At 72.5% G+C, this 12,030-nt stretch carries 10 protein-coding genes; 2 read left to right on the top strand and 8 right to left on the bottom strand.

Annotated elements, in window-relative coordinates:
• Positions 1–23: 23 nt before the first annotated feature.
• From pdxS to pgsA, 5 genes are all read right to left on the bottom strand, one after another.
• On the bottom strand, positions 24–938 hold the full coding sequence (gene pdxS, locus UWG_RS0101665; protein ID WP_016905466.1) for a pyridoxal 5'-phosphate synthase lyase subunit PdxS: 915 nt from the start codon (positions 936–938) through the stop codon (positions 24–26).
• 126 nt (positions 939–1,064) lie between these two features.
• Positions 1,065–1,637, bottom strand: coding sequence for a membrane protein (locus UWG_RS0101660; RefSeq protein WP_016905465.1), 573 nt, complete (start codon positions 1,635–1,637; stop codon positions 1,065–1,067).
• A gap of 55 nt (positions 1,638–1,692) precedes the next feature.
• On the bottom strand, positions 1,693–2,865 hold the full coding sequence (locus UWG_RS0101655) for a glycosyltransferase family 4 protein (RefSeq protein WP_016905464.1): 1,173 nt from the start codon (positions 2,863–2,865) through the stop codon (positions 1,693–1,695).
• Positions 2,862–3,803, bottom strand: coding sequence for a phosphatidylinositol mannoside acyltransferase (locus UWG_RS0101650; protein WP_016905463.1), 942 nt, complete (start codon positions 3,801–3,803; stop codon positions 2,862–2,864). The genes UWG_RS0101655 and UWG_RS0101650 overlap by 4 nt, the downstream gene beginning before the upstream one ends.
• Positions 3,800–4,489 carry a phosphatidylinositol phosphate synthase gene (gene pgsA, locus UWG_RS0101645; RefSeq protein WP_016905462.1) on the bottom strand — a complete coding sequence of 230 codons (690 nt, stop codon included), beginning with the start codon at positions 4,487–4,489 and terminating at the stop codon, positions 3,800–3,802. Before pgsA ends, UWG_RS0101650 begins: the two co-directional genes overlap by 4 nt.
• Positions 4,490–4,848: 359 nt before the next feature.
• Between pgsA and UWG_RS0101640 the strand changes: the two genes are divergently transcribed.
• Both UWG_RS0101640 and UWG_RS0101635 read left to right on the top strand, forming a co-directional pair.
• Complete coding sequence (locus tag UWG_RS0101640) at positions 4,849–7,029, top strand: elongation factor G-like protein EF-G2 (protein WP_016905461.1); 2,181 nt, start codon at positions 4,849–4,851, stop codon at positions 7,027–7,029.
• Between the two features lie 135 nt (positions 7,030–7,164).
• Positions 7,165–8,838 carry a hypothetical protein gene (locus UWG_RS0101635; protein ID WP_016905460.1) on the top strand — a complete coding sequence of 558 codons (1,674 nt, stop codon included), beginning with the start codon at positions 7,165–7,167 and terminating at the stop codon, positions 8,836–8,838.
• Positions 8,839–8,868: 30 nt separating this feature from the next.
• Here UWG_RS0101635 and UWG_RS0101630 read toward each other — a convergent pair whose 3' ends face one another.
• From UWG_RS0101630 to UWG_RS34070, 3 genes are all read right to left on the bottom strand, one after another.
• Positions 8,869–9,429 (bottom strand): HIT family protein, encoded by a 561-nt coding sequence (locus UWG_RS0101630; protein ID WP_016905459.1) that lies wholly within the window; start codon positions 9,427–9,429, stop codon positions 8,869–8,871.
• A gap of 63 nt (positions 9,430–9,492) precedes the next feature.
• Positions 9,493–11,475: a threonine--tRNA ligase gene (gene thrS / locus UWG_RS0101625; RefSeq protein ID WP_029391075.1), complete on the bottom strand. Its 1,983-nt coding sequence runs from the start codon at positions 11,473–11,475 to the stop codon at positions 9,493–9,495.
• Positions 11,476–11,573: 98 nt separating this feature from the next.
• Positions 11,574–11,828, bottom strand: coding sequence for a hypothetical protein (locus tag UWG_RS34070; protein ID WP_016905457.1), 255 nt, complete (start codon positions 11,826–11,828; stop codon positions 11,574–11,576).
• Positions 11,829–12,030: the final 202 nt, after the last annotated feature.

The following is a 12,030-nucleotide window of genomic DNA, read 5'->3' as shown; positions in this document are numbered from 1 at the left end:
CCCGCCGGCTTCCGGCCCCCGCGTCACCAGCCCCGCTCCGCGTACCGCTCGCCCTCGGGCAGGGTGTCGCAGTCGATGCCGACCATCGCCTCGCCGAGACCCCGCGAGACGTCGGCGACGACCTTCGGATCGTCGTGGAACGTCGTCGCCTTGACGATCGCGGCGGCGCGCTTCGCCGGATCGCCCGACTTGAAGATCCCGGAGCCGACGAAGACCCCTTCGGCGCCCAACTGCCGCATCAGCGCGGCATCGGCGGGCGTCGCCACGCCACCGGCGGAGAAGAGCACGACGGGCAGCCTGCCCGCCTCCGCGACCTCGCGGACGAGCTCGTACGGGGCACGCAGATCCTTCGCAGCGGTGTGGAGCTCGTTGCGGTCGCAGACGGTGAGGCGTGCGATCTCGCCGTTGATCCGGCGGAGGTGGCGTACCGCCTCCACGACGTTGCCCGTGCCCGCCTCGCCCTTGGAGCGGATCATCGCGGCGCCCTCGGAGATCCGCCGGAGCGCCTCCCCGAGGTCGGTGGCGCCGCAGACGAACGGGGTGGTGAAGGCGAACTTGTCGCTGTGGTGCGCCTCGTCGGCCGGCGTGAGCACCTCGGACTCGTCGATGTAGTCGACGCCGAGCGCCTGGAGCACCTGCGCCTCGGCGAAGTGGCCGATGCGGGACTTCGCCATCACCGGGATCGATACCGCGTTGACGATGCCGTCGATCATGTCGGGGTCGGACATCCGCGCGACGCCCCCGTGGGCGCGGATGTCGGCGGGCACCCGCTCCAGCGCCATCACGGCGACGGCCCCCGCGTCCTCGGCGATCTTCGCCTCCTCCGGAGTGACGACGTCCATGATCACACCGCCCTTGAGCTGCTCGGCCATACCGCGCTTGACGCGGGCCGTGCCTGTGTCGTGGGCCGAAGGTGCCGCGGTGGACGGAGTGGACATGGCTGAACCTCGCTCGGAGTCGCTGGGAAGGTGCGGACCGGCGGAGGACCGGCCCTCGGCCCGCACCTTCGCCGTCGCGGCCCGGCGGCGGAAAGAGCCAATCGGCAGGGCGTGGACCGCCCGGTGTCACCCTTGCGTCGTCCGGCCGCCGTTGCCGTCGCGCTCGGCGAGCGGGGCCGGCGGCTCGTCGTCCATCTCGAAGGCGAGCGGGAAGGGTGCGTGTCCGGCGAGGCGGAACCAGCGCACCTTGCGGTGCCTGCGCAGGGCGCGCGCGGCGCGCACCGCGTCGTTGTGGAAGCGGCGGGCCATCGGCACGCGCCGTACGGACGCGGCGAGTTCACCCGTCGCCTCCTCGCCGCCCGGTGCCGCGCGGACCGCCGCGACCTGCTCGCCCTCCTCGAAGACGGCACGGAGCGCCTGGGTCAGCTCGCTCTCCGCGACCTCGCGCTGCTCCTCCTCGGCGGAGCGTGCGTCGTGTGCGGCCTGGTAGAGCACCATGGAGGAGGCGGGGTCGAGGACGCCGGCGGTGGCGAGTTCCTGGGCGATCGAGGCACGGCGGAGCAGTTGCGCGTCGAGCGCGGCACGGGCGGCGTCGATGCGGGCGTGCAGCCGGTCGAGGCGGCCGGCGGTCCAGCTCAGGTAGACGCCGACGAGCAGGAGCACGACGGCGATCCAGATCAGCGTGGTGATGGTGGGCATGGGTCTCGGGTCCTCTCCCGACCGGCCCCGCGGTTCCCGGGGTCCGGCCGCCCGTTCAGTCCCGCGCCAGGCCCAGCCTGGCGCGCAGGCCGGTGCGCTCGTCGGGTGCGACGGAGGCCGCGCCGTCGGTCACGGTCTCATAGACGGCGAGGACGTCGGCGCCGACCGTCTGCCAGTCGAACCGGCGCACGTGGCGGCCGCCTCGCGCGGTCAACTCCTCCCGCGCCGCGGGGGATCGGAGGAGGCGCACGGCTGCCGACGCGAGCGCTTCGGGGTCCTCGTTGGTGAAGAGCTCTCCCGCCGAGCCGGCGTCGAGCACCTGCGCGAAGGCGTCGAGGTCGCTGGCGAGGACGGGCGCACCCGCCGACATCGCCTCGACGAGGATGATGCCGAAGGACTCGCCGCCCGTGTTCGGCGCGACGTAGAGGTCGACGCTCCGCAGCAGCCGCGCCTTGTCCTCGTCGCTCACCATCCCCAGGAACTCCACGCGCTCCCGCATCCCCGCGGGAAGGGCGGCGACCGCCTCCTCCTCGTCCCCCCTGCCGGCGACGAGGAGCCGCGTCCCCGGCTGCTCGCCGAGGATCTTCGGCAGCGCCTCGACGAGGACGGGGAGGCCCTTGCGCGGCTCGTCGATCCGCCCGATGAAGCCGATCGTCGGGGCGTCCGGGGTGCCCTGCCACTCGGGCTTCGGCTCGGCCCGCGCGAAGAAGTCGACGTCGACGCCGTTGGGGATGACGACCGCGTCCCCTCCGAGGTGCTCGACGAGCGTGCGCCGTGCGTACTCGCTCACCGCGATCCGCGCGCTGATCTTCTCCAGCGCCGACTGGAGGATCGGATACGCCGCGATCATGGCGCGGGAGCGGGGGTTGGAGGTGTGGAAGGTGGCCACGATGGGGCCCCGCGCCGCCCAGCAGGTCAGCAGGGCGAGCGAGGGGGCGGCCGGCTCGTGGATGTGGAGCACGTCGAAGTCGCCGTCGTGCACCCAGCGGCGGACCCTCGCGGCCGAGAGCAGCCCGAAGTTGAGCCGCGCGACGGAACCGTTGTACGGGACGGGCACGGCGCGGCCGGCGGAGACGACGTACGGCGGGAGCACCGTCTCGTCGTCCGAGGGCGCCAGGACGGATACCTCGTGCCCGAGACCGTCGAGGTGCTCGGCGAGGTCCCTGATGTGGAACTGCACGCCCCCGGGGACGTCCCAGGAGTACGGGCAGACGATGCCGATCCTCATGACGCCCCCTCGGGCTCGCCGGAGGCGTGCGCCGGCTGCTGCCGCGGCTCCAGGTCCGGGACCCAGAACCGCTGCAACATGTGCCAGTCCTCCGGGTGTTCGGCGATGCCGGCGGCGAAGACGTCGGCGACCGACTGCGTCATCGCCGCCGCCTTCGCCTTGCGGTCGCCCTCCTCGGGCGCCTCGACCGCCCGGTGCACCTTCGCCTTCATCACCGGGGTGCCGTCGTACCAGAGCGTCACGGGAAGGAGGACCGCGCCGGTCTGCAGCGCGAGCATCGCGGGGCCGCCCGGCATCCGGGCCTCGGCGCCGAAGAAGGTGACGGGGACGCCCGAAGCGGAGAGGTCGCGGTCGGCGACGAGGCACACGAGGCCGCCCGCGCGCAGCCGCCGAGCGAGCGTGCCGAACGCCGAGCCGCCGGTGTGCGGCAGCACCTCCATGCCGAGCCCCTCGCGGAAGCCGACGAACTTGTCGTAGAGCGTCTCGGGCTTGAGCCGCTCGGCGACGGTGCTGAGCGGGATGCCCAGCCGGCTCACCGCCCAGGCGCCCGCCAGGTCCCAGTTGGCCATGTGCGGCAGCGCTATGACGACGCCGCGGCCGCGCTCCAGGCCCTCGGTGAGCACGTCGAGCCCGTCGGCGTCGACGGCGGCGGCCATCTGCTCCCTGCTGTAGACCGGCAGCCGGAAGGACTCCATCCAGTACCGGAGGTAGGAGCGCATGCCCGCCTTGGAGAGGCGGGCGAGCTCCTCGGCGTCCGCCTCGGGCGCCACCCGTGCGAGGTTCGACTCCAGGCGGAGCACCCGCTTGCCGCGCCGCTTCCACGCGGTGTCGGCGATCCGCTGCCCCAACCGTCTCGCCGTGGGCTCGGGAAGCTTCCGCACCCCTGCCCAACCGGCCCCGTACAGGCCGGAGGTGAGCCGGTCCTGCCATCCGCTCACGCGGTCCTCCCCTCGGATGCGCCGGGTCCGCCGGCACCGGGTGTCTCGACGGCCGCTTCCGCCTCGGCCGCCTCACGGTGCACGGTGACGACGCGCTGGCCGAGCGTCACCGCGCTGCCCACCGCGACGACCCACAGCGCGACCGGCAGCAGCACCTCGATGTAGGGGACGCCGAAAGTGGTGTGGAAGCCTGCCAGGCCGGCGAGGACGAGCGTGATGACGAGCCGCTCGGCGCGCTCCACGAGGCCGTTGACGTTCACCGGGAGCCCGATGCTCTCGCCGCGCGCCTTGGTGTAGGAGACGACCTGCCCGCTGGCGAGGCAGAAGAGCGTCACGGCGCAGAGGAGCAGGCTGTCGCCGCGTCCCGCGTACCAGAGCGCGATACCGCCGAAGATCGCCGCGTCGGCGACCCGGTCGAGGGTGGAGTCGAGGAACGCGCCCCAGCGGCTGGAGCGGCCCAACTGCCGCGCCATGTTGCCGTCGACGAGGTCCGAGAAGACGAAGGCCGTGATCACCACGGTGCCCCAGAAGAACTCCCCGAGCGGGAAGAAGACCAGCGCACCCGCGAGCACGCCGCCCGTACCGACGAGCGTGACCGCGTCCGGGCTCACCCCCAGGCGCAGCAGCAAGGCGGCGAAGGGTGTGAGGACACGCGTGAAGAAGGCACGCGCGTACTTGTTCAGCATGACGGTCCCGGGTGGTCGTATCGAACGTCGTGTGGAGGCCGGCGGGGCGCGGGCGCCACCGGCGCGCCCATGGTAGTCACGCCGTTGCGCACTCCGGCGAAGGGACCGCTCTCCCCGTCGGCGCGACAGCCGTGAACTGCACGTCGCGCGCGGGCTGCAGGACGGTGGTGCGCGACGTATGGACGGCCCCGCACCGCGGTGGAAAGCTCGAACTCCAGCGCAGCCACGCGGAGACGGCCACGACGTGGTGCGCCCCCTCCGCGTCCGCGCACCGCCGCGCACCGCGCCCGAGGCGTCCACGGCAGGCCCGGCCGCTGCGTGGCGCGGTCCGGCAGGCGACGACCGGAAGGCGGAGGCCCATGGGCGAGAAGCGGAGCGCACGTCCCGGAGCCGCCGGCAGGGAAGCGGAGGCCGACGGTCCCGCTTCCGTCCGGAACGTGGCGCTGATCGGCCCGAGCGGTGCCGGCAAGACCAGCCTCGTGGAGTCCCTCGCCCTCGCGGCGGGCGCCGTCGAGCGCGCGGGCCGCGTCGCCGACGGGACCGCCCTCTCCGACCACGACGAGTCCGAGCACCGGCAGCACCGCTCGGTCCAGCTCTCGCTGACGCCGCTGAGGTGGGAGGGCTGCCGCCTCAACCTCCTCGACACCCCCGGATACGCCGATTTCGCAGGCGAGTTGCACGCGGGGCTCCACGCCGCCGACGCCGCGCTCTTCGTTGTCTCCGCCGCGAGCCCGCCGGACGGCACCGCGCGGATGCTCTGGCGCGAGTGCGAGGGCGCGGCGGTCCCCCGCGCCCTCGTCGTCACCCATCTCGACGCCCCGCAGGCCGACTTCGAGGCGACGGCGGAGGCGTGCCGGAGCCTTCCCTCCGACGGCGACCCCGGCGCCGTCGCGCCGCTCCACCTGCCGCTCGCCGCGGACGGCGCTCCCACGGCGCTCGCCCGGCTGCTCTCCCGCCGCGTCGGCGACTACGCCGACGGCTCCCGCGTCGAACGCACGCCCACGGCCGGGCAGTTGCCCCGGATCGACGAGGCGCGGGGGCGGCTCATCGAGGCGCTCATCGAGCAGAGCGAGGACGAGGCGCTCATGGAGCGGTACCTCGCGGGCGAGGAGTGCGACGAATCCACGCTCGTCGCCGACCTGGCGGAGGCGGTCGCCCGCGGGAGCTTCTTCCCCGTCCTCGCCGCCGGCCCCGCACCCGAGGGCGGCGGGCTCGGGCTCGGTGCGCGGGAGTTGCTGGAGTTCGCCGTCGCGGCGCTCCCCGGACCGCAGCGCCGGAGGCCGTTGCGCACGCGGGCGTACGCGGGCGGCGACGGGACTGAACTCGCGTGCGACCCGCAGGGTCCGCTCGCGGCGAGCGTCGTGCACACCTCCACCGACCCGTACGTCGGCCGCGTCTCGCTCGTCCGCGTCTTCTCCGGGACGCTGCGCCCCGACGACGCCGTCCACGTCGCCGGGCCGACGTACGGCGCAGAACCGGGGGCACGCACCTGCGAGGAGCGGATCGGCGGCCTCTCCACACCGTTCGGGGCGCGCCAGTCCTCGGTCGCGCGTGCCGTCGCCGGCGACCTCGTCAGCGTCGCCAAGCTCTCCTCGGCCGAGACGGGCGACACCCTCTCCGCCGGGGGCGCGCCGCTGCTGCTGGAGACGTGGCCGCCGCCCGAGCCGCTGCTGCCGACCGCCGTCGAGGCACACGGCAGGTCCGACGAGGACAAGCTGTCGCACGGGCTCGCCCGGCTCGTCGCCGAGGACCCGACGATGCGGCTGGAACAGAACCCCGAGACGGGCCAGTTGGTGCTCTGGTGCCTCGGCGAGGCCCACCTCGACGTCGCACTGGAGCGGCTCGGCCGGCGGTACGGCGTGCACGTCGACGCCGTCCCCTACCGGGTGCCGCTGCGTGAGACCTTCGCCTCGGCCACGTCGGCCCGCGGGCGCCTCGTGAAGCAGTCGGGCGGGCACGGACAGTACGCCGTCTGCGAGATCACGGTGGAGCCGCTCGCCGAGGGGGCGGGGATCGAGTTCGTCGACGAGGTCGTGGGCGGCGCCGTGCCGCGGCAGTTCGTCCCCTCCGTGGAGAAGGGCGTCCGCGCGCAGGCGGAGCGCGGCGTTGCCGTCGGCCGCCCGCTCGTCGACCTCCGGGTGCGGCTCACCGACGGCAAGGCCCACCCCGTCGACTCCAGCGACGCCGCGTTCCAGACCGCCGGCGCCCTGGCGCTGCGCGAGTGCGCCGGACGTGCCCGGGTCCGACTCCTGGAGCCCGTCGCGGAGCTCACGGTCCACGTCGGGGAGGAGTACGTCGGCGCCGTCATGAGCGACCTGTCGGCGCGGCGGGGGCGGGTCCTCGGGACGCGGCAGGCGGCCGACGGTTCCGGCGCCGCCGTCAGCGCACTCGTACCGGAGAGGGAGCTCGGCCGGTACGCCGTCGACCTGCGCGCCCTCTCCCACGGCACCGGGCGCTTCTCGCGCAGCTACGCGAGGCACGAACCGATGCCGCAGCAGCAGGCCGCGAGGATACTCGAAGCCGACCTGGACGAGGGTTGACGACCGGTAGGCTCGGTTCCCTCACGTGTGCGGTGCACGGCAGTTGGGCAGTGGAAGGGACAGCCGCGACAGGCTCCGCGGCTGCGGCCGGCGCCGGGGCCGCACGCGAGCGAACGCGCGAGTGGTGGGGGTCAAGTGGCCGGTTTCGACGATCTCAGCGAGCACGACATCGCGTCGGACTTCTCCCCCGGCGCGCAAGTGCCTCTCTCCGGTGCCAGCGGGCAGACGGCGGCGACGCAGGCGCTCGCCTCGGCCGCGTACCGCGACGGTCCCGTCGACGCGCTGGTGGAGGCCAACAGCGAGGCGAGCGTGAAGAAAGCACGCATCTCGCTCTTCGAGCCCAACCTCGGCGAGGCGTTCTCCCGGGCGGTGCAGACCCGCCTCCTCGGCGGGGCGCGGGCCCCGCTCATCCAGTCCTTCGGCCTCGAGCCGCAGACCGTCGTCGAGCACTGCCTCGCCGCCACCCGCGTCCGCAAACAGCGGGACACCCAACTCACCTTCGTCATGGTCCTCTTCGGGCTGCTCTTCCTCCCGGGTGTGCTGCTGTGGCTCGGCGCCTTCCAACTGCGGCGCACGCTCGCTGGCGCGCAGAACAAGCGGGCCGGCGCGCTGGGGAAGCTGGCGCTCGGCGTCGTCGGGGTGGGCGCCGTGCTCCTCGTGATCAGCCTGCCGTTCAACGGGTTCTGGGCCTGGTATCTGCGGCTGATGCTGGTCGCGCCGGTGGTCGGCTGGTTCTGGGCGAAGCGGATCTGCGAGCGGTACGCACAGGACCTGCGCGGCAGATGGTCGGGGCTCCTCGGCGGGGGCGTCGGGGTGGGCGCGAAGATCCCGGAGGCCGTCCCCCAGGACCCGAACGACGCGGGCGCCGAGAGCATCCGCCTCGGCCTCGCCAAGGTCTCGGCCGAGCAGGCGAGCAACGTCGTCTTCTACGCAGGCCCGAAGGGGATACTCGGGATGGGCACCCGCTGGGGGAGCTGGCAGCTCGCCGAGGAGCTGGCGCCCGCCAAGGCGGACGGCGAGATCTACCCCTTCCGCAGCTGGGACATCGCCAAGGCCGTCTACGACCAGCTACGGATGCTGGAGCGCGGCCCGCTCCACACCGGCGGCTTCCCCAAGCCCTCCATACGCCACTGGATCGTCTCGCCGATCGGCGAAGGCGCCAAGGCGGTGAGCCGGCCGGAGGGGCAGGAGGTCGAGGGGTACCGGATCAAGCAGTTCGAGATAGAACGCATCTGCAACGAGCAGCAGTTCGGCGCGGGCGACCGCCACTACCTCGGCGTGCAGTTCGTGCTCTGGGACGGCCAGTTGGTGATCACGATGCTGATCACGGTCACCGTCCTCCACCACACGCTGCGGATCGAGGTGACGGGCCACGCGCTCGGCCCCGTCCACCCGCTCTTCACCACCAAGCCCTCGGCGCCCAGCAAGGAGGTCTCCAAGAGCATCAAGTTCTGGGAGACGAAGAGCGTCAGCCTGCCGCTGGTGGAGGCGAAGGAGGTGGTGCGGCTCACCGCGCGCGCCCCGCTCACCTGGTTCCCGCCGGTGCTCGACTTCCTCGGCGGAAAGCTCTCCCTCCCCGAACCGTTCGGCCTGCGGCACGCCTGGGCCGACAAGCCCTGGCGCCACCGGTTCATGGCCGACGACGCCCTGCGTGCCGCCACTCCGGTGCTCCGCGTCGTGCACTCCGCAGCCCTCAAGGTCCTCGCCGAACACGGCTGCGACACCAGCAGCTTCGGCGCCAGGTCGCTGAGCCTCGGGGGGCAGGTGCAGGCGGCGGAGCCGAAGAAGGCCGACGCGTACGACGCCTGAGCCACGACGCGGCAGGGCCCTGCCGCGTCGTCAGACCCTGCGCCAGCCCTCGGCCAGCATCGTCCTGGTGTCGGCGAGGAGTTGGGGCAGCACCTTGGTGTGGCCCACCACCGGCATGAAGTTGGTGTCGCCGCCCCAGCGCGGCACCACGTGCTGGTGGAGGTGCGCGGCGATCCCGGCGCCCGCCTCCTTGCCCTGGTTCATGCCGATGTTGAACCCGTGCGCCCCCGAGACCTTGCGCAGCACCGTCATCGCCCGCTTGGTGAACTCGGCGAGCTCCGTCGTCTCCGGGGACGTCAACTCCGTGTAGTCGGCGACGTGGCGGTAGGGGACGGCCATCAGGTGGCCGCCGTTGTACGGGTAGAGGTTGAGCACGGCGTAGACCTGGGCGCCCCTGGCGATCACCAAGCCGTCCTCGTCGGACTTGGCCGGGATCGAGCAGAAAGGGCAGCCGTCGTCGGGGCCGGGTCCCGTCGGCTTGTCCTCGCCCTGGATGTACGCCATGCGGTGCGGTGTCCACAGGCGCTGGAACGCGTCGGGCGTCCCCACCCCGATCTGCTGCTCCGGCTCGCTCGTCATGCCGGCCAGCATATTCGGCGCGCGAGCCCGGACACGACGAGGGGCGGCCCGGCCCGGACCGCCCCTCGGGGTTGCTCAGTTCTGGACGCGGCGCCCCACCACGTCGGCGATCTCCGCGATCGCCTCGTCCTGCGGGATGCCGTTCTTCTGCGAGCCGTCCCGGTAACGGAAGCTGACCGCGCCGGCCGCCACGTCCTCGTCTCCGGCGATCACCATGAACGGCACCTTCGCCTTCTGCGCGTTCCGGATCTTCTTCTGCATGCGGTCCGCCGAGGAGTCGACCTCCATCCGCAGCCCCTGTGCCTTCGCCGCTGCGGCGAACTCGTCGAGGTACGCGACGTGGTCGTCGCCGATCGGGATGCCGACGGCCTGCACCGGTGCGAGCCAGGCAGGGAAGGCGCCCGCGTAGTGCTCCAGCAGGACGGCGAAGAACCGCTCGATGGAGCCGAAGAGCGCACGGTGGATCATGACCGGCTGCCGGCGCGAACCGTCGGCCGCCGTGTAGGCGAGCTCGAACCGCTTCGGCTGCTGGAAGTCGACCTGGATCGTCGACATCTGCCAGCTGCGGCCGATCGCGTCCTTCGCCTGCACGGAGATCTTCGGACCGTAGTACGCGGCACCGCCGGGGTCCATCACCAGCTCGAGCCCCTGCTTCTCGGCCGCCTGGCGGAGGGTCTCCGTCGCCTCCTCCCACTCGGAGTCCTCGCCGATGAACTTCTCCGACTCCGGGTCCCGCGTGGAGAGTTCCAGGTAGAAGTCCTCGAGCCCGAAGTCCCTGAGGAGGCCGAGGACGAAGGTGAGGAGGCTGTCGAGCTCCTCCGGCATCTGCTCCCTGGTGGTGTAGATGTGGGAGTCGTCCTGGGTGAAGCCCCGGGAGCGGGTGAGCCCGTGCACGACGCCCGACTTCTCGTAGCGGTAGACGGTGCCGAACTCGAAGAGTCTCAGCGGCAGTTCACGGTAGGAGCGACCGCGAGCGCGGTAGACGAGATTGTGCATCGGGCAGTTCATCGCCTTGAGGCGGTAGTTCTGCCCGTCGAACTCCAGCGGCGGGAACATGGACTCGTCGTAGTTGGGCAGGTGCCCCGAGATCTCGAAGAGCCGCTCCTTGCTGATGTGCGGCGTGTTGACGAAGTCGTACCCCGCCTCCTCGTGGCGGCGCCGCGAGTAGTCCTCCATGACCCTGCGGACGATGCCGCCCTTGGGATGGAAGATCGCGAGCCCCGGGCCGAGCTCCTCAGGGACGGAGAAGAGGTCGAGTTCGGCGCCGAGCTTGCGGTGGTCCCGCTTCTCGGCCTCGGCGAGGAACTCGAGGTATCCCTTGAGCTCCTCCTTGCTCGGCCACGCCGTCCCGTAGATCCGCTGAAGCTGCGGATTCTTCTCGCTGCCGCGCCAGTAGGCGGCGGCCGAGCGCATCAGCTTGAACGCCGGGATGAGGCGGGTGCTCGGCAGGTGCGGGCCGCGGCAGAGGTCCTTCCAGCACAGTTCGCCGGTCTTCGCGTCGAGGTTGTCGTAGATGGTCAGCTCGCCGCCGCCGACCTCGGCCGAGGCGCCCTCCGCCGCGTCCGCGGCCGAGCCCTTCAACCCGATGAGCTCCAACTTGTACGGTTCGGACGCCAGTTCCTCGCGTGCGTCCTCGTCGGTGGTGACGCGGCGCGCGAAGAGCTGCCCCTGCTTCTGGATCTGCTGCATCCGCTTCTCGATGCGCTTGAGGTCCTCGGGGGTGAACGGCTCGGCGACGTCGAAGTCGTAGTAGAAGCCGTCCTTGACCGGCGGGCCGATGCCGAGCTTCGCGTCGGGGAAGAGTTCCTGCACGGCCTGGGCCAGGACGTGTGCGGTGGAGTGGCGCAGAATGGCGAGACCGTCCTCGCTCGCGAGCTCGATCGGCTCGACCTCCTCGCCCTCCGCCAGCGGGTGGGCGAGGTCCCGCAGCTCGCCGCCGATCCGCGCCGCGACGATCGCACGCTCGCCCTCGAAGAGCTCGCCGGCCGTCGTGCCCGTCGTCACCACGCGCTCTTCCCGCTCGGAATCGCGTAGGACGGTCACACGGACATCTGACACCGGTCTCTCCTGACTCTTGTGCGAAGCGTAGGACGAGCGTCGTACGCGCGGAGAATCGTACCGAGGAGAACACCGCGGGCGCGAAACGGATTCCGTCCTCACCTCTCGCCGTGCGCACGGCCGCCGGCGTCGGAGCCGAGCAGCGCCGCGAAGCCGTCCAGTCCCTCCCGGAGCCGGGCAAGGAGCGCGCGCCTGCGGTCCGCGCCGGCCTCCACCGGCGAGAGCCCGTACGCCCCCGCGAGCTCCCGGAAGCCGGTCCTGCTCTCCAGCCGCCCCTCCACCACGACGGGGACGCCGGCGAGGTGCACACGCACCTGCGCCATGTCGGCCCCTGCGAGCACCCGCAGACGCACCGCCCTCTCCCCCGCCCCCACCGGCGGGGGACGCACCACAGCCTCCGTCAGCCGGACCGGGACCGAGGGCTCCAACTCGACGTAACGCCGGGCTCCCGCTCCAGCGCCGTCAGGTCGGCCGCGGTGAAGACGGCGGCAGCGGGACGGTCGTGCAGCGCACGCGAAGGAGCCGACCCGCCTGACGACGGATCGGCTCCTGGAA

Source organism: Streptomyces xiaopingdaonensis, from assembly GCF_000262345.1.
In the GTDB taxonomy this organism is placed as follows: domain Bacteria; phylum Actinomycetota; class Actinomycetes; order Streptomycetales; family Streptomycetaceae; genus Streptomyces; species Streptomyces xiaopingdaonensis.
The sequence above is the reverse complement of the archived record's forward strand: the minus strand, read 5'-3'. Positions and strand labels throughout refer to the sequence as shown.